Origin of the sequence: Oculatella sp. LEGE 06141, assembly GCF_015207605.1 — a bacterium.
GTDB lineage: Bacteria > Cyanobacteriota > Cyanobacteriia > Elainellales > Elainellaceae > Oculatella.
The window spans coordinates 1-18,099 of the sequence record NZ_JADEWO010000090.1 but is presented as its reverse complement, the minus strand read 5'-3'; the positions used below and the strand labels follow the sequence as shown (position 1 = coordinate 18,099).

Sequence of the window (18,099 nt, the reverse complement as noted above, 5' to 3'; positions counted from 1 at the left end):
GTGCCAAATTGCCTGTATGAACCCGCCACAACAGAACGGAGACGGAAATACCCCTGCGAGGAGTCGTGAACGCCGATCCCCTTTAATGCTTTAAGCTTCTTACAATTTAGACATTAGACATTGGGTAGTCAGAAATAGGGATGAGTTCTAGGTTTAGGGTATTGAGTTGAGTGATAGCCTTTCCAGAACGGTGAACCTGGTGCTCAGCCTGAATATGTTAATGAAGACTCAAGCCTTATCCCCACCTTAAATGTTTGGTTCTAACGCCTATGCAACCGACTAATCCAAATCAATTTACAGAGAAAGCCTGGGAAGCGATCGCCCGCACGCCTGAGATCGCCAAACAAGTGCAGCAACAACAGCTAGAGTCTGAACACTTAATGCGGGCACTGCTGGAGAGCGATGGGCTGGCAACCAGCATTTTGAACAAAGCTGGTGTCAATGTTCAAGGATTGCGCGATTCTACAGATGCCTTCATGGGACGACAGCCGAAGGTTTCGGGTGGTGGCTCGTCGGTGTACCTGGGACGATCGCTGGATACGTTGTTAGACCGGGCAGACGCATACCGTAAAGAATTTGAAGACGAGTACATCTCGATCGAGCATTTGCTATTGGCCTATGCTAAAGATGATCGGTTTGGTAAAGCTCTATTTCAAGAATTCCGGCTAGATGAGGCAAAACTCAGAAGCACGATTCAGCAAATCCGAGGAAATCAGAAGGTGACGGATCAGAATCCAGAGGGCAAATATGAAGCGTTGGAGAAATACGGGCGAGATTTGACCGAGGCGGCGCGTCAGGGGCGGCTTGACCCGGTGATTGGTCGGGATGACGAAATTCGTCGGACGATTCAAATTCTCTCGCGCCGGACGAAGAATAACCCGGTGCTGATTGGTGAGCCTGGAGTCGGTAAAACCGCGATCGCTGAAGGATTAGCCCAACGGATTTTGAGCGGAGATGTGCCGCAGTCGTTGCGCGATCGCCGCTTGATTGCCCTGGATATGGGGGCGCTAATTGCCGGAGCCAAATATCGCGGTGAGTTTGAAGAACGGTTGAAAGCGGTTCTTAAGGAAGTGACCGACTCGCGCGGCCAGATCATCATGTTTATTGATGAAATTCATACCGTTGTAGGTGCAGGTGCAACCCAGGGCGCTATGGATGCGGGGAACCTGTTGAAGCCAATGCTGGCACGGGGCGAACTCCGCTGTATTGGTGCCACTACGCTGGACGAATACCGCAAGTATCTTGAAAAAGATGCGGCACTGGAACGGCGGTTTCAGCAGGTTTATGTGGATCAGCCCAGCGTTGAAGACACGATCTCAATTTTGCGAGGTTTGAAGGAACGCTACGAAGTCCACCACGGGGTCAAAATTGCAGACAGTTCACTGGTTGCCGCAGCAACCCTATCGACCCGGTACATCAGCGATCGCTTCTTGCCTGATAAAGCCATTGACCTGGTAGATGAAGCGGCAGCCAAGCTGAAAATGGAAATTACCTCCAAACCAGAGGAACTGGATGAGGTCGATCGCAAGATTCTTCAGCTTGAAATGGAACGACTGTCGCTGCAAAAGGAAACCGATCCAGCCTCCAGAGAGCGTCTGGGACGGCTAGAGCGGGAATTAGCTGACCTTAAGGAAGAACAAGGTGGGCTAAATGCACAGTGGCAAGCTGAAAAAGATGTGATCAACGCGATTCAAAAGCTGAAGGAAGAGATCGATCGCGTCAACATCGAAATTCAGCAGGCCGAGCGTGATTATGACCTGAACCGAGCAGCAGAGCTGAAGTACGGCAAATCCACCGATTTGCAGCGGCAGCTCGAGGCGGCTGAAAAGAGACTGGCTGAAACGCAAACTAGCGGCAAATCGCTGTTGCGAGAAGAAGTCACCGAAGCCGATATTGCTGAAATTATCTCGAAGTGGACGGGCATTCCGATCAGCAAGCTGGTGGAGTCGGAGATGCAGAAGTTGCTGCAACTCGAAGACGAACTGCACCGCCGGGTGGTTGGGCAAGAAGAAGCGGTGACGGCGGTTGCTGATGCCATTCAGCGATCGCGTGCCGGATTGGCCGACCCCAACCGTCCCACTGCTAGCTTCATTTTCTTGGGGCCAACGGGCGTGGGTAAAACGGAACTTGGCAAGGCATTGGCGGCCTACATGTTTGACACGGAAGAAGCCATGATCCGGATTGACATGTCGGAGTACATGGAAAAGCATTCGGTGTCGCGGCTCATTGGTGCGCCTCCGGGATATGTAGGCTACGACGAAGGCGGTCAACTCACGGAAGCAGTGCGTCGCCGTCCTTACTCGGTGATCTTGTTTGATGAAATTGAAAAAGCGCATCCCGATGTATTTAACGTGATGCTGCAAATTTTGGATGATGGTCGCGTTACGGATGCCCAAGGGCATACGGTAGACTTCAAAAATTCCATCATTATCATGACCAGCAACATTGGTTCGCAATACATTTTGGATATTGCGGGGGATGACGATCGCTACGACGAGATGCGATCGCGCGTTATGGATGCGATGCGGAACAGCTTTCGTCCTGAGTTTCTTAACCGGGTTGATGAAATCATCATCTTCCACAGCTTGAAGAAAGAGCAACTGCGCGAGATTGTCAAAATTCAGGTGCAGCGGTTGGCGAAGCGGTTGGACGATCGCAAGATGGCGCTCCGGCTCTCGGATGCGGCACTCGATTTCCTGGCCGAGATTGGTTACGACCCGGTCTATGGTGCCCGTCCATTGAAGCGATCGATTCAACGTGAACTGGAAACAGCGATCGCCAAACACATTCTCCGGGGTGAATTCCAGGGAGGAGACACCATCTTTGTAGATGTTGAAAATGAGCGGTTGGCGTTTAAGCGTCTTCCAGCCGAATTAGTGACAATGTAATCTCTTCCGGATAGAGATTCACAAGCAGCGGGGGTGAGCAATGCTTACCCCGCTTTTTTATATGGATGCAGAGATAACACAAACCCATCTACTGGCCGTTGAGCAGTTTCACCTTTCCTTAGATTGATGTTGGTGAACCACAGGCGTGATATTCTCTCGCTAAAACAAGTGGAATCCTTGGATGGGCAGTCTTCTCGTTCGCCTGGTGTTGGGGCTGTTGTTTGTGGTGTTTGGTTTGTTTAGCTATTTTGGCAGTACCTCCGAAAATCCAATTACCGGAGAAAGCCAGCGGGTACAGTTAACGCCAGAGCAAGAAGTGGTATTGGGACAAGAAGCCCAACGCGACGTTGCTGCCCAGTTTGGTGGGTTATACCCCGATGACACGTTACAAGCTTACGTTGATCAGGTGGGGCAGCAAGTTGTGCAAAATTCTGTTGTGTCTGAATCGGCCTACCCGTTCAGGTTTCATGTTTTAAACGATCCACAAACGGTGAACGCGCTGGCATTGCCCGGAGGCCCTGTGTTTATTACAGCAGCATTGTTGAGCCGATTGACGAATGAAGCGCAGTTGGCTGGAGTGTTGGGGCACGAAGTGGGGCATGTGGTGGCTCGTCATGCGGCGGAACAGCTCGCCCGACAACGGTTAGGCTCGCTGTTGGTGCAGGCGATCGGTGTGGTTGCCAGCGATTCCTATGAACAGGGACGGCAAGCGGCCATCATTGCCCAGGTGGTGAATCAGTTAACCAATTTGCGGTATGGGCGAGATGATGAACTGGAGAGCGATCGCCTTGGATTTCGCTTCATGACGGAAGCGGGCTACAACCCCCAGGGCATTGTTGAGCTGATGGAAATTTTGAACGCGGCTCAAGAAGGGGGACGATCGCCAGAATTTCTCAGTACACATCCCAATCCGGGCAATCGGATTGGAAATTTGGAAGCGTTGATTGCAGAAACGTTTCCAAATGGCATTCCACCCCAGCTAGAAGAAAGGGAAACCGAATTTGCTCAGGTCGTTCAAGCTCGTCTGCGCTGATATTGCGGAGGTTCACTCATGGATTTTACTGTTCTCTACTGGATTTTAGTCGCCGTTATGGTAGTAGGTGCTGTGGGTGAACTGATTCCCGGAATGCCGGGGTCGAGTTTAATCCTGGGTGCCATTTTGGTGTGGTCGGTGGCAACTCAATTTGCTGGCATTACTTGGGCAATTGTAGTGGTGTTTGCCATTTTGGTCTTGAGTGCAGCGATCGAATTTATGGCAGCCTCCTGGGGGGCAAAGCAATTTGGCGCGAGCAAATGGGGGCAGTATGGTGCCATTGCAGGATTAGTTTTAGGCGTGGTTGGCCTTTTGCCTGCGTTACCGTTTGGCGGCCCCATCTTTGGCATTTTGTTTGGCCCGTTCATTGGAGCGTTCATTGGTGAGCTGTTGTTTCGACGACAGCAAGCAGATGAATCGAAAGTGAAGGTTGCCTTTAAAGCCAGTCTGGGAACCGTTCTTGGCTCCTTCATTGGTAACTTAATTGATGGCATGTTAGCCATTTTGGCGGTCATTATTTTTGTAGCCACGACCTTACCATTGGTTTCCATGTTGTAGGGAGCGATCGCTCATTAAAGCTCATTAAAGATCATTGATGAGCGATCGCCCCTTTTTACTTTGCTTACTCCTGCGTCAGATATTTGGTGAGAATGCTGATGCAGCGATCGGGCGGCAGGTTGAGCAGGATGCGGTCATTCATCTCTGCGGAGTTGGGGCAGAGTACAGGTTTACTCCATTCACCTGCTTCGGCAAAACCGCGTCGATGCAGGTTTTTGATGGTGTTGATCACATCCTGTTTATCGCCCAACAACAGCACCCGCAATGGTCTGCGGCTGGGATGGCGAGGAGGGAATGCGATCGCTCCTGTTTCCTGCGGTTCATGGGCGATCGGCAGGTCATCAATGAAATCAGCCATGATAAGTCTCCTGTTTGGCTAACGGTAAGGAAAGCCAAAAACCTAGCCACCCCGCATATCATTGAAGCGCAAAGCAGGGTGGCTTGCAGGAGTGGTAAGATCTCCCAAGCCTCCGCGTTGCCGAGATCAACGTGGGGGTCAGCTATCCTTGGCTGGTTCCAGCAGCCTTGGGTAGCGCCGACTAGATTTTTGGTGTCTGGTTGCTCTGCTGTGGTTTACACCACAAACAACCTAACTCATCACGGTACGGGATTTGTCTGGCAGAGTCAATACAGAGAGTGGAGGGAGGGGGCGATCGAGCCTGACATATCCAATACGCTTGAGGCGGATGACATCGCACACTGGGGCAAGAAGCTTTCTTAGTCTTTCCATGTAACTACCTGGATTAGGCACAATAAATAGAAACATTTCAGGCTAACCACCCGATTGGCATAGATGTGCTGCAAAGTTTCAACATATCTCTCTAATGCAGAGAAATATACTGAATTTTTCGCTCTAATCAATAGTTAGCTGGCTTCGTTCCTACTAAGGTCGAAGTTTTTGGATTGTTTATGATAATGGCTAGAGTAGAAATACAGTAGAAAACTATTCAGTAAGCCCTTAGTAGATTGAGCAAGATGACTTTCCTCCTGATGATTGCTAGTCTTGCTAGCATTATTGTTCTAATGATTCATGGTCTCAGTTGGATTTTCAAAACTGTTCAATTCCTCCTGCGAGGAAAGGCTGTGGCTAATCGTGTAAGCCGAAAAGAAGCAGAACCTTCAACAGAGCACAAATACCAAATTCGTTTTTTCTACGATTGGGGTTGTGATTCACCGTTTTGGTGCGGCAATGATGCAGCGAGAGCCAAGTTTGATGTTGGACCAATTGAGCCTGAAACGTTGGGGTTGAGTATTCAAACTTCGGAAACGGTACGTGCTCTAGCAGAGTGGCATGATACATCTCTAAACTGGGATTATCCGCCCGATCCAAGTCCTTGGCGGCAAGCAGAGTGCGATCGTTTCAATGCGGCTGTAGATTCTTTGTTGGAGACTGTTCGTGCCGAATTGAGCGAGGAGTACGAAATTGTTGACCGACAGTGGCGAGCCAGTGAGGACCCCGACCTAGATCGATACCTAGCCGATCCAAAGGGCTTTAGACGTTGATGAATATTGCCTGTGCTGTTTGCATCAAGCTAACAAGCGCCATGCAACGGACAAGTAATGTTTGCTGGTGTGGATGTAAAGGTACGGGTCGCCGCTGATGGCGATCGTTAGCCTGCTGCGATTCTGGGTTGTGGCACTAAATCGAGAAGCAGCTATTTTGCAGTGCAGCATGGGTAATCTTTATATTGTCATTAGTTTTAAAGACTTGAATAAAGATGCTGGCAGCTAAGATCCTACAATACTTAGGACATCTTCAAGACGTTGATTACTTGGCTGCGATCGTTAACTCAACGCCTTCAGCAGAACTCTGCAATACTATTAATATACTTCTTCAATCTGAGGATGATGAAACTGTCAATTTGACTTGTCTCTTCATTAGAGATTTGTTGCTTTTTGGTAATCGGCATCCCGATTGCAAAGAATTTATTGAGAAGTATCCGCAGTCTTCAATTGTTAAAACTCTTGAAGGGCTTGTTTTCTCTACCAACCACTTCATCTGTGAGCAAGCGATTTATACTTTGGGAAAAACTTGTAGTTACGACAGCGCTAATATTCTGAGCCAAGCCTTTGCAAAATTGAGAGATATTGATCCATTGGTGCTACCCAGATTGCTTGGGGAACTGGGGTGGCTTGGAGCTGAAAACTTCTGGGAATTGCTTGACTTAATGATGAGCAGTCCAGTTTACGTAACTCGATGGGCAGTTATTGCAGTGCTTCACGAATTTAACAGCGATGACGAATTATTGGAGCGTAAACGCAGATATGTTGCTCAGTTGCGCCAAGACATAAACATCCATGTTCGTTTGGAAGCAGAATATGAGTATCAACTGCTGCGATTTCGTAGTGAAGGGCATGAACTATCGAGAGCTGAGCGTAAAAAGAAACGGAAAGACTTGGAACGCCAATACAAACCAGCATTGTGCTTTGCTTGTGTCGTGAGTGCTTTCACAAACTATTTGTATACTCAAGGATTAATGCAATATTCTGTAGATGAGCTTGAAACATTCATAATAGATATGGCTCAAGCGGGCTGATCAATGTAAGACTGTGCAAGTCGTAGGCTAACCAGTCGCTGCACCGGAACGCTGTAAGTTGGTCAGTTGAGATGGCAAGGTTATCTGCATCCAGTGGGCTTGGTCGTTATGCTGCGTCCACAAACAAGTTTTCATGCATGAAATGAGATGATTCGGGACTGTCACATTGATCCAGAGCGATTGTTACCTATCAAGGAATGTATTGACCCCAATGCCGCGATAGAGGTGTACTCATATAGCTATCCTGAACAATATGCTGCACTGAAGCATAGCTATCCTGAACAATATGCTGCACTGAAGCAATACTTAGACAGTGCGGATTCAGATGGCTCTGAGGGAGAGGGCGAGTGGTTCGATAACGTGATCTCTAAACAGGCAGTTGCTTACTCTTGTGGGGCGATCGGTCGAAATGGAGAGGTTTTGGAACACAATCACGATCCTGCTGAACTGGCGCTGTGTCAACAGTTATCAGCGGAAGTAGCCCAGATTATGGCAACTACTAAAGTTGCCGGTGATGAAGGTGAGCATTTATTCTTGCCGTTCTACGTTACGGCGAACCAGGGAGCAGTCGCTCCAGCACAAATTACAGAAGCGGTTGTCCGTTCCGCTTTTGGAGGAACCATTTATCCTCAAGCCCGGATTGTCATTGAGCCGTTAGAGGAAGCGGGGCAATGGTGGGAAAGCGTGAACTTTGATAAGGAGATAAACGAGAAACTAGCAGCTTGGCAAGGAATGATTAAATGGTTTCATAGCCAGGAAAGACTACACAGTCTAGTCTTCGTCATGATTGGCGATTATCCACTAGACGAGGAAGCGTTTGAGAATGGTGGTTCTGTGTTTCCAAGATTGGCATTAGCACTGACAGAATCTGGCAGTCTCATCGGAGTCTGTGGGCAAGTTGTCCATATATAAGTAGTCATACTATCCGGCGGGGAAATGCAGCATTTAAAAGTTGTTGACAGGATAGATAGTCTAGGGTTACTGAATACTCCAGAAGCTATAAAGATGCAAAGAAAACTCTTATTTCCAGTTACCTATAGGAACGGAATGGGTTATGTCAACTCTATTGGAGAAACGGTTATCGAACCAAGAGATTGGCTTGCCTGCCCGTTTGTTGGAAATTTAGCGCGAGTCAGAGTCAGAGAGGGTTGGAGATTTATTGATCAGACAGGGCAATTCGTTATCCCACCTCAAGATTTTGACTACATTCATGACTTCTCTGAAGGTCTAGCGAGAGTTATGGTAGATCATAGATACGGGTATATCGATCAACAAGAGCAACTGATTATTCCTCCACAATTTGACTATGCTCATGACTTCTCTGAAGGGTTAGCATCTGTGCGAATGAATCGGCTCTTTGGCTATATTGATCGATCTGGTCAAGTTGTGATACCTCCCTGCTTTCATGCAGCTTGTGATTTTCGACAAGGACTCGCAAGAGTCGTGAATAACTCTAAGTGGCGCTTCATCAATCGCATGGGGGAGAGTATTATTTCTCCCAAATGCAGTTTTGCACGAGATTTTTCTGAAGGATTTGCTGCTGTTGAGAAACATGAGCGATGGGGCTTTATTGATCGAACTGGACAGCTTGTGATTCCATTGCAGTTTGATGAAGCTTGGGACTTTTCGGAAGGGCTAGCCCGAATCCGAGTTGGGCAGAAGTGGGGCTATGTTGACTCAGAAGGAGATTTACGAATCTCACCTCAATTTGATAGAGCACGTGATTTCACAGAAGGTGTTGCAGCAGTAGAGATACAAGGACGCTGGGGCTACATCAATTCAACCGGAGAGATTGTAATTCCATCCCAGTTCCACAATGGGGAGAGTTTTTCTGAAGGTCTAGCACAAGTTACTTTAAGGTCAAATGCAGCACTAGCTTATATTGACCAGACTGGAAAAGTCATTGCAACAGGATATTGTGGCTTCTGGGGTAATGTGGTGGGAACTAGCTTTATGCAGTTAAGTGAAGTAGGCAGCGGTTTTCTCTACAAAACAGGTGTAGTCGCATTTCTCTTTTGGTATGGATTAGTGCCTTGTTGGAGAGCTTGGCAACGGTTTACGAAGAGTAATGCACAGAATGCTAAAAGACAGTCATCCGAAGTGGATGCAGCCTAACCCTGCGTTGGAACGGCGGGGCAGGGGCGATCGGTTATGATGCAGAAGTTGGTTGCCGCCGCTCAACTTCGCCGTTAGCTGCCAGGAAAATATAGGATAAAGAAGAGCAGACTTCTAAGTGATGAGTAAAGCAACGACTAGAATTCTTGAATCTGGTGATGAATCAGGGTTGGAAACTTTCTTGATGCCTCATGCTGAATCATCCATGTTTCTGATTGGCAACATGCGGACATCTGGTCTGGTTGATAATGGTCAAGCCTATACAGGAACCTACGCAGCAGCATTTGAAGATGAGAGAATTGTTGGCGTTGTAGCTCACTACTGGAATCAAAACCTGATTCTTCAAGCTCCAGTTCACCTGGATTCGTTGTGGCGAGCAGCCGTTGAAGCTTCACAACGTCAGATAGCTGGCTTAATAGGTCCAAATGATCAAGTCAGTGCAGTGAAAGAGGTACTTCAAATTGACGAATCAAAGATTCAGTTTGATGAATTAGAAAACCTTTATAGCTTGAGACTAAAAGACTTACACGTACCAGCTGAGTTAAGTTCAGGTAGGCTCCGTGGACGACGAATTGCACCCCATGATTTAGAGTTACTTACCCAGTGGAGAGTCGCATACTCTATTGAGGCGCTTGGAGACAAAGATACACCCCACCTGTGGAAGAGATGTCGGCTGTCGGCTGAGCGATCGCTCAATGAAAGGCGCACTTGGATACTTGAGGACAGCGGTAAGCCAGTAGCGTGTAGTTCTTTCAACACAGCAATCAAGGAAGCTGTGCAGGTTGGAGGAGTGTGGACACCTCCAGAACTTCGTAAGCGTGGATATGGCCGATCGGTTGTTGCTGCCTCGCTTTTAGATGCACGATGTGAAGGAGTCGAGAAGAGTATTTTGTTTACAGGTAAAAGTAATCTCGCCGCTCAAAAAGCTTATACTGCACTGGGTTTTGAGAAAATTGGTCATTATCGGTTAATGCGCTTGAGATTACCAGTAGACATTATTTAATTTGCTATAAATCGGCAAGAAAGAGGTGATTTACTTTTCAGTTCTTCATTCCATTATCCTAAGCTCAATGACAGCTAACACTGCATGGCAGTGGACGGATGAAACTAACTGTGTAGCGTTCAAGGTAATCTGCGCCGCTGCATTTTGCCGTTAGACCGATATTTGTGAGGTAAATCTTGATATGCAAATCCGAAAGCTTTCTTATCATGAAACCGAGACAATTGTTGAATATCTTCAAGCAATGCTCGATGAGATGGCATCTTTCGGTGGTCATGTGTTTCAAAACTCTGATGCTGGTTCGACTTGGTTGCGCGATTGCATCCAATCGCAGATCAACTCTCCCGATCATCTTTTTCTTGGTGTAGAACTGGACGCTGCACCCAGTCAACTGATTGGTATTCTCGAAGCCAGCATTGCTCATTTACCTCCTGTATTCCTACCAAAAGCATCTCTGCATATCCACGCGATTTACGTTGTTCCTACGCATCGACGATCTGGAGTTGCACGATCGCTAATGGAAGAAGCATTTCAATGGGGGCAAGACAAGGGTTGTACAGAAGTTGACCTTCATGTTTTGCAAAATTCACCAGCAAAATCGTTGTATGAAGGTTTGGGGTTTGGAGCTTTTCAGATCGAGATGCGGCGAAAGCTATGAAGGCGAAGAGTTTGGGAGAGCATGACTTCTGTGCAACTCTCTTTTTTACTTTTGTGCCAACGAATGATTCTGACCTGCACAACCAAGCTCGAAGGATTTCAGACGCGATCGCCTTCATTCCTTTTGAGCATGTCAACCATTGAGCCGTGGATTTGAAAATGTTCCTTCTCGTCCTGGCATTTACACAATCAGACACAGGACTGATGGGCTGCTATACATCCGTAAAACTAAAAGTTTACGGGGTCGTTTCAGCAGTGGGATAAAGCTTTTCTATGGGCATGGCTTGATAAATATAACGATGAGGATGTGCGGATTGCGATGCAGGTGATTTCGCACTGGAAAGCCCTGCGTTATATTATTGGAGCTAGAAGCGATGATTTTAAGAGCCACCGAGCCGCCTTGCAACGTGCAAATCCCAATGGAGATGTAAAGTTATGCAAGCCAGACCTGAAATTGAGTATCCCATCGAAGCAGTAGTTGATATGGCGATCGCTAGTTTTCTGGATACAGAAGCGTTGGGTTTCGCAGATTGGAAACCAGGGCGTGGACAGTAATCAACAAGATGGCGATCGGTGAGGTGCAGTCTAACGCTCGCAATCACCGAAACCATCAGTTTGATGGGATAGTTGTAGAAGTTACTGGTGTCCAGTAGTTGCGAACGTTATGCGGCAGTACGGACGGAGTCACGATGGTAAATACACTGTGCCGAACGATCTGTTGGATACCTATTTGGAACAAAGAGCGAGAGGGCGTAGGGTTAGAGCATCTCCTCCTAACTGAGCGTGTGGCTGACAGCGTCGTGCTCGCGTTTGACGAGGAGCATGGCCCATTCCGGCTCACCTATCGCCTGAGCTGGGACGAATCATGGCGGCTCCACGATGCAGAGCTAGTCGTCGCGACGGAGCACTCCACCAAATCGCTAAGTCTGCGAACGGACGGACAGGGACAATGGCGAGACGGTGACGGACAGTCCAACGCAAAGCTTGATGGCTGCGTGGATATTGATATCTGGCCAACCCCTTTCACTAACAGCTTCCCAATTCGCCGCGAGCCGATGGCTGTCGGTGAGCGTCGGCAGTTCCGCATGGCGTGGGTCTCCGCACCCGACCTGACGGTTCACCCGCAACAGCAGGCATATACACGGCTGTCTGAGCGGCTCTACCTCTTCGAGAACCTCGATGGCAGTGGCTTCACGGCACAGCTACCCGTGGACGAAGATGGCATCGTATTGGACTACCCAGACCTGTTCCGACGGGTGATAGACAGCAGGTGAGCGGTGAAGAGTTACCTGAGCGACCAGCGGCATAGAAAAGAACGCTGTGCCGACTGCCTGACAAGCCTGCTGCACCAGAATAAATTTAAGCGATTACTAACGTGCAAAGGTTTCCTGCATCCAGTGCGCAGGGTCGTTAGCTAGACAGAAATCTGGAGGTAAAGTGGCTATAATCAGCAGCCGAACAACAAATCTAAAACAGAAATACCTCAAAGATCTAACTTGGGCAATTACTAATCTGAAAGAGCATCTATTTAAATTGAGACTGAAAATTTGTTCGATTTACAGCCATTTTCATTTGCATTCACCCCACCTCAAACCCTACACCCCACACCCATCTTGGCGAGACTGTGGCTGACTCGATTGAGAACTGCTGTAATTAGAAGCGTAAGAGATGTTTATCAATGCAGGCGTACACTCAAGCAAGTCAAAAATAGTGAAACTTATTGACGAAGCGATTAATTGGCTAATTAGCAATCAATTAAAGTCAACACACAATGTTAATCGGTACACAATGTTAATCGGTTATTGCTGTAGCCGTGCCCACATCCTCAAATCAAAAATTGGGCAGAGCAAGTTTTATCCAAAGATAGGTTGCCAGATACGTTCTGAGTTGATGGTGATACTACTTGAGAAGGATTTGCCAGAACCTATAATCATGACAGTTCTTCTACAATTTAATGGGCTGTATTCAAATTTCATCTACTACATGAGAGCAAGATAAATCTTTTAAAGCAGCACAGTGATCTTGATTCATTACAAACGACAATAGAGATTGCAGAGCGATTAAATTCTCCTAACCTTCTCCGTAGCTTGTTAGAGAAACTCGAAGGTATAAATACCAGCTAACAATTCCACTATACCGGAGCGAAGTTTAGCTGTTGGAGAGTAGCAGTGATTACTCTGTTCGGTGAGGGGAACCGTCAGACAGCACACTTGCGCTTCAATACAAATATAACCACCTTTGTAGATAGCGAATTATGGACGAAGACCTGGATCAACTATCCCATGCTGAGCTTGTTGCTGAAATTAAAAAGCTTAGGGATGGAATTCGCAAACACCGCGATACCTCTAGCCATGAATTATGTTGGCATCATCCTGATCTGTGGGGGCTTCTGCCAGAAAAGACTGATCCTATCCCAACGGTTCCAGAATGGCCGAAATTTCTCGAAGGATGCTTGAGATATCGGCAATCACTCGATGAACAAGCTCCAAATGCACTACGCACTGATGAACCATACGATGGATAGTTGAATAGGCAACTGCCTAACAATTGCGTTACACCGGGAACGTACCAAACTTGTTGGTTGGGTTGCAAAGGTTATCTGCGTCCGGTGAGCGCAACCGTTGGGCTACGTTCGATGTTGGACCCCGGCAGGTTCTTAAATTCTGCTGGAACTACTGTTGGACTCGTGTTCACAATGTAAGCTAGTCATAGGAGTGATGCGGGGAGTCGAGCCAAAACACTATTTTGAAATAGTAGCGCTCCGATGGAGAAGCAATATGGATCAACAGAAACAAATGTCGGGAATGAGCTGGAACCGATTTGCGGCAATGATCGCGACATCAACTTTCATCATGTTCTTCTTGATGTATCAGCTCATATACTCACTTGATCACGCAATGTTTAGCGTAAATCGACTGGTCGCTTCATTGGTGATGGGGTGCGTGATGACTGTTGTGATGCTGTCCTTTATGTGGTCGATGTACCGAGGAGTAGGAATCAAGATCACCGTTCTCGGCTTGGCTACCGCGCTCGCCTTGATTTTAATCTCCGTGAATAGAACCCAGGCACTGATCGGAGATACCAACTTCATGAAGTCGATGATTCCCCACCACTCAATTGCCATTAACAATGCGCGGAAGGCAAGCATTAGCGATCCGCGCGTTCGTGAGCTTGCGGATGGGATCATTGAGTCGCAGGTTCGTGAAATAGCCATGATGAAGTTGCTTCTCAATGATATTGCGCGGGACGGAGAACAGGGGGCGGCAGAGCTTCCCGCTCGCTCGACCGAAATAACCCCAGATATGGAGCGTCAGATTAGAGAAGCAGTTCAGTAAATAAGTAGGTTTTCGTAGTGAATACCCAACAAGTCGCTGCACTGAAATACCACAAACTGTTTGGTTGAGTTGCAAAGGTTGTCTACATCCGGTGAACTTGGTCGTTATCTTACTCCGCACCAAGGTCTTGCACTGAATCATTGAAGGCGATCGCGCTTATCCGAAACATCTCAGTAGCGATCGGTTTAGACTGTGTCTGAAGCGATCGGTTAGGCTACAAGTTCTTTGGATGGGCAGTAATCGAAGGATCATTGATCAGCCTTGAACATCTCAAGAAGTGCTCACTGAGACAACAAAACTATCAGTGAGACAACAAAACTATCAGTGAGACAACAAAACTAAAGGTGTAGCGGTGTTAATTTGTGAACGTGATAATTTTCTTGAGATGATTGCGACAGAGCGCATCCCTGATCATTTTCCTACACCAGGAGATACACGGTTTGAGATTAGCGTGCAATCATTTGGGTTTGCAGGTCAAGCCTGGATGTGGGTTGATCTTCAAAGCCTAAGAAGTTTTGTTAATCAGTTGCAAGAATTGGAAAAGCAACGGCAGGGTGAAGCAGAACTTTCATCAATGTCACCAGGTCAGTTCTGGCTGAGAATTTTTTCTACAGATAGTCTTGGTCACATGGCTTTAGTTGGACATTTATCAGGGCATTTATCACGGTTTAAGCATGAACTGAAGTTTGGGTTTAGCTTTGATCCAAGTGCGCTACCGAGCATTGTTAAAGATTTTCAGGCAATTGCAGATGGGACGTTGAAGCAAAGCTATGCTGAGTAAGCATGACAGCATAACAAAGCCCATGCACACCGACCGTCGAAAATCGATCGCCTGTAATGCAAATATTGTCTGCGGCGGGTGACGGGCACCGTTCGACTGCTTTGTTGTAGGCTAGAGCCGTAATTTGAGTTTTTGGATAAGATGCAAATGTCATGCATTTTGAAAGTTGGGAGTGACCAATTGTGTACGGAGCAGATCCAAAAGATAAGCATCCAATGAAAGGGTTTCCGCAGATTTGCTTCATCCAAAACACAGTATCAAATCCCAATATCATTGTTGGAGATTACACCTATTACGACGATCCAGAAGATTCAGAGAACTTTGAGCGCAACGTCCTGTACCATTTTCCATTCATCGGCGATCGCTTAATCATTGGCAAGTTTTGTGCCTTGGCTCGAGGCGTAAAGTTCATCATGAATGGGGCAAACCACAAAATGGATGGTTTTTCGACGTATCCGTTTTCGATTTTTGGCAATGGCTGGCAAAGGGTAGAGCCTCAACCGGATGAGCTACCTTACAAAGGCGATACGGTGATCGGAAATGATGTCTGGATTGGCTATGAAGCGGTGATTATGCCAGGAGTACAGGTGGGAGACGGGGCTATTATTGCTGCAAAGTCAGTCGTGGTGAACAATGTTTTACCTTATACCATTGTCGGTGGCAATCCAGCGAAGTGTATCCGACAGCGCTTCGAGGATAACGTGATTCAAGCATTACTTGAGGTTGCTTGGTGGAATTGGGATATTGAGAAAATTACGCGCAATCTGGAAAAAATTGTAGCGGCAGATATTGAAGCGCTAATCCATTGTCAGTAGCAGCGCAGTCGAATCCCAGTTGGGGCGGTATAGCGAGGTTACCTTTGAGTATCAAAGGCTAATCTACTTTGAGGTGGTCTGTGTGGTATCGCTTTGAGAGTGTTGGTGCGGCGATCGCATTTGGGAAAACTACATAAAGAGGCACACAATCGGACTACCGCATGAAACCTGCTTTACAGAAGGGGCAACTAACAACCTGGAAGGATGACAGAGGCTTTGGCTTCATCAAACCGGATAATGGTGGGAAAGAGATTTTCTTACATATCAGTGCATTGAGAGCAGGTCGCCGTCCAAAGGTTGGAGACACAATCCTATACGAGCAAGTTGCTGAACCCAGTGGCAAGATGCGTGCTACCAGAGCCTCTATTCAAGGTATTGACCCTCAACCGCTGCCAACTAACAGAAAAAAACAAAAAGGCAAATTGCCCGAAACTGCTTTTGGTGTTGTAATTCTAGCTACTATTACTCTGGTTACAATGCAGATTGATCGTAGTCGTTCCCCTTCGCCAATCACATCTGTTACACAGCCAGAGTGTGTTATTAAAGGCAATATTTCAATTGCAACAGGAAACAAGTTGTATCATCTTCCAGGTATGGAGGATTATGAATCAACTGTTATCACTTCATCGGCTGGAGAGAGATGGTTTTGCACAGAGTCCGAGGCGATCGCCAACGGTTGGCGTAGAGCACCAAGGTAGCTATAACCGCCCAACGTCATGGCAGCGGATGGACGGAAACCGCTGGTGCCAAGTTCAAGGTATATCTGCCGTCGCTGCACTTCACCGTTAACTCGTTCAACGTCATCGGGTTAGATCCCTACAACAGAGATCATTCGATCGTCGTTAAAGAATTATTGGATTGTACAGAAGTATCACCAGAGAGCGATCGCCCACCATCATGGAAACACTACATTGATTGATCTGCCTGAGCTTGATCGTAGCGTTCATCCGCTTTGATGGCCGGTAAGGTATCCGCTGCAATCCAGCCACGACGGGCGGCATGGGTAGCGGCAATGAGCGTATCCGGTGCCGTCACAAACTCAACTCCCAATTGCTGCACTTCCTGGGCGATCGCATTCAACCGCTGCCGTCGCTGAAAATCATGGGGGCTAACATTACGAATGTAGATCGCCAAAATTCGATTGGGATAGTCATGTACCAACTGATGATAAATCTCGGCATCGCGTTGACCGCTATCGCCCACCAGGATAAAGGGAAGGTTGGGATATGCGTCAAACAGCGGGCGAATTTGGCTAAGTTTGTGGCGATCGTGGGTAAACGATAGCAGTTCTGTCAATGACAAGTCAATGTTATTGAGGAACAAAGGCCCCTTGGGCAACCCATGAATTTCCAAAAAATCAACCAGCAGATCGTAAATGTTCCAGGTGCTGCTGGAAACATAGAAAAACGGGTTAAATTCCTCACCGCTATCCCCTTGATGCAAGGCTTGATAAAAGGCAGAGATACCAGGAAAAGGAATGCGAGTCCGGGCATTGCCCAAATACACAATCTGAATCATCCGCAGCAAATCATTGCTGTAGGTATAGACAACGGTATCGTCAATATCACTAATGACACCAAACCTTGCTTGTGGGGATGGCACAAATACCTGAGTGGTTGCAGTGGCGATCGCCAGATCTGAGGACGATGGCAACACGTTCAGCTCGGCATCGTAGTAATGGCGATCGCCAGATAAAAGCACCGGAGCCATGACAAGACGAAAATACCCCCGATCATCCGTAACGACCTCTTGTTGCTGTCCGGCAATGCTGACCTGCACCCGTATTCCAGGAATGACTTCTGTGCCAAAGCGCTTGTAGGTACTAAGCAAGTTTTCCCACACCGAAGAATCAGCGCTGGCGCTGCTCAGGTTGCTGTCGCGCAATACGCGCCCGGTCAACACCACCTGCCGCTCGGAACCATAGCCCCGATAGGGAATTAGCTGTAGCGAACTGCCCCAACCCACCGTTTCTTGAACCGTTGACTTGAGGGTGTCATAGCGCGATTCTAGCTCAGCCAGCCATTGGGATAATGCCTTTTCCCAGTCGGTCATTTCACTCTCCCGCCTCTGCGATCGCCGCAACTCTCATGAAATCTCTTCTACTCTAAGGGGAGCAGCAGACCAATGGCAAAATGAGCGGTATGGATAGATCCAGGCAGGATGAGAGCCTTTGGGATAGGGTGCAGCAACTAAACCATTCCCATCATGTAAAGTGCCCCAGCATAGATCGCCGGAACATCCGGCTCCGGCTTTGATCCGGAAAGACGAGAGTACGGATCGGGTTGAAACGATTCTGGCTCGGTGGGAACCGGAACAGCGATCGGAATTTGAGTCGGTTGGGGCAGCTCAGATGGTGAAACTGGATTGGGCTGAGTTGAAG

At 47.6% G+C, this 18,099-nt stretch carries 20 protein-coding genes and 1 pseudogene; 17 read left to right on the top strand and 4 right to left on the bottom strand.

Annotation, left to right across the window (positions count from 1 at the left end):
* Positions 1–269: 269 nt before the first annotated feature.
* The 3 genes from clpB to IQ268_RS29995 all read left to right on the top strand — a co-directional run bounded on the left by clpB (position 270) and on the right by IQ268_RS29995 (position 4,479).
* A complete protein-coding gene (clpB, locus tag IQ268_RS30005) occupies positions 270–2,888 on the top strand; it encodes an ATP-dependent chaperone ClpB (protein WP_193886799.1) in 2,619 nt (872 codons plus the stop codon).
* Between the two features lie 181 nt (positions 2,889–3,069).
* Positions 3,070–3,921, top strand: a complete 852-nt coding sequence (locus tag IQ268_RS30000) for a M48 family metalloprotease (protein ID WP_193886797.1) — start codon at positions 3,070–3,072, stop codon at positions 3,919–3,921.
* Positions 3,922–3,939: 18 nt separating this feature from the next.
* Positions 3,940–4,479: a DUF456 domain-containing protein gene (locus IQ268_RS29995; RefSeq protein WP_193886795.1), complete on the top strand. Its 540-nt coding sequence runs from the start codon at positions 3,940–3,942 to the stop codon at positions 4,477–4,479.
* Between the two features lie 64 nt (positions 4,480–4,543).
* Here IQ268_RS29995 and IQ268_RS29990 read toward each other — a convergent pair whose 3' ends face one another.
* Complete coding sequence (locus tag IQ268_RS29990) at positions 4,544–4,837, bottom strand: hypothetical protein (RefSeq protein WP_193886793.1); 294 nt, start codon at positions 4,835–4,837, stop codon at positions 4,544–4,546.
* A gap of 231 nt (positions 4,838–5,068) precedes the next feature.
* Positions 5,069–5,209 carry a hypothetical protein gene (locus IQ268_RS32580; RefSeq protein ID WP_228035853.1) on the bottom strand — a complete coding sequence of 47 codons (141 nt, stop codon included), beginning with the start codon at positions 5,207–5,209 and terminating at the stop codon, positions 5,069–5,071.
* A gap of 245 nt (positions 5,210–5,454) precedes the next feature.
* On the opposite strand from IQ268_RS32580, the gene IQ268_RS29985 reads away from it, so the two are divergent.
* From IQ268_RS29985 to IQ268_RS29930, 14 genes and pseudogenes are all read left to right on the top strand, one after another.
* Positions 5,455–5,982, top strand: coding sequence for a hypothetical protein (locus IQ268_RS29985; protein WP_228035852.1), 528 nt, complete (start codon positions 5,455–5,457; stop codon positions 5,980–5,982).
* Between the two features lie 97 nt (positions 5,983–6,079).
* Positions 6,080–6,211, top strand: a complete 132-nt coding sequence (locus IQ268_RS33165; protein ID WP_255527308.1) for a hypothetical protein — start codon at positions 6,080–6,082, stop codon at positions 6,209–6,211.
* Positions 6,198–7,016 carry a HEAT repeat domain-containing protein gene (locus IQ268_RS29980; protein WP_193886791.1) on the top strand — a complete coding sequence of 273 codons (819 nt, stop codon included), beginning with the start codon at positions 6,198–6,200 and terminating at the stop codon, positions 7,014–7,016. The genes IQ268_RS33165 and IQ268_RS29980 overlap by 14 nt, the downstream gene beginning before the upstream one ends.
* Before the next feature lie 147 nt (positions 7,017–7,163).
* A complete protein-coding gene (locus IQ268_RS29975) occupies positions 7,164–7,928 on the top strand; it encodes a hypothetical protein (RefSeq protein WP_193886789.1) in 765 nt (254 codons plus the stop codon).
* A gap of 24 nt (positions 7,929–7,952) precedes the next feature.
* Positions 7,953–9,131, top strand: a complete 1,179-nt coding sequence (locus IQ268_RS29970; RefSeq protein ID WP_193886787.1) for a WG repeat-containing protein — start codon at positions 7,953–7,955, stop codon at positions 9,129–9,131.
* A gap of 184 nt (positions 9,132–9,315) precedes the next feature.
* The gene (locus IQ268_RS29965; protein WP_228035851.1) at positions 9,316–10,134 is read left to right on the top strand and encodes a GNAT family N-acetyltransferase; all 819 of its coding nucleotides are present in this window, start codon (positions 9,316–9,318) and stop codon (positions 10,132–10,134) included.
* 181 nt (positions 10,135–10,315) lie between these two features.
* Positions 10,316–10,789: a GNAT family N-acetyltransferase gene (locus tag IQ268_RS29960; RefSeq protein WP_193886783.1), complete on the top strand. Its 474-nt coding sequence runs from the start codon at positions 10,316–10,318 to the stop codon at positions 10,787–10,789.
* A 53-nt stretch (positions 10,790–10,842) separates the two neighbouring features.
* Positions 10,843–11,219, top strand: a pseudogene (locus tag IQ268_RS33635) (GIY-YIG nuclease family protein).
* Positions 11,220–11,477: 258 nt separating this feature from the next.
* Positions 11,478–12,062 (top strand): putative glycolipid-binding domain-containing protein, encoded by a 585-nt coding sequence (locus tag IQ268_RS29955; protein WP_193886781.1) that lies wholly within the window; start codon positions 11,478–11,480, stop codon positions 12,060–12,062.
* Between the two features lie 980 nt (positions 12,063–13,042).
* On the top strand, positions 13,043–13,312 hold the full coding sequence (locus tag IQ268_RS29950; protein WP_193886779.1) for a hypothetical protein: 270 nt from the start codon (positions 13,043–13,045) through the stop codon (positions 13,310–13,312).
* A gap of 253 nt (positions 13,313–13,565) precedes the next feature.
* Positions 13,566–14,123: a DUF305 domain-containing protein gene (locus tag IQ268_RS29945; protein WP_193886776.1), complete on the top strand. Its 558-nt coding sequence runs from the start codon at positions 13,566–13,568 to the stop codon at positions 14,121–14,123.
* A gap of 352 nt (positions 14,124–14,475) precedes the next feature.
* The gene (locus IQ268_RS29940; RefSeq protein WP_193886774.1) at positions 14,476–14,904 is read left to right on the top strand and encodes a hypothetical protein; all 429 of its coding nucleotides are present in this window, start codon (positions 14,476–14,478) and stop codon (positions 14,902–14,904) included.
* A 179-nt stretch (positions 14,905–15,083) separates the two neighbouring features.
* On the top strand, positions 15,084–15,719 hold the full coding sequence (locus tag IQ268_RS29935) for a Vat family streptogramin A O-acetyltransferase (RefSeq protein ID WP_370584726.1): 636 nt from the start codon (positions 15,084–15,086) through the stop codon (positions 15,717–15,719).
* A gap of 161 nt (positions 15,720–15,880) precedes the next feature.
* Complete coding sequence (locus tag IQ268_RS29930) at positions 15,881–16,417, top strand: cold shock domain-containing protein (protein ID WP_193886770.1); 537 nt, start codon at positions 15,881–15,883, stop codon at positions 16,415–16,417.
* A 208-nt stretch (positions 16,418–16,625) separates the two neighbouring features.
* Here IQ268_RS29930 and IQ268_RS29925 read toward each other — a convergent pair whose 3' ends face one another.
* Both IQ268_RS29925 and IQ268_RS29920 read right to left on the bottom strand, forming a co-directional pair.
* Complete coding sequence (locus IQ268_RS29925) at positions 16,626–17,771, bottom strand: App1 family protein (RefSeq protein ID WP_193886768.1); 1,146 nt, start codon at positions 17,769–17,771, stop codon at positions 16,626–16,628.
* 137 nt (positions 17,772–17,908) lie between these two features.
* The coding region (locus tag IQ268_RS29920) for a hypothetical protein (RefSeq protein WP_228035849.1) at positions 17,909–18,099 on the bottom strand (191 nt) is incomplete at its 5' end.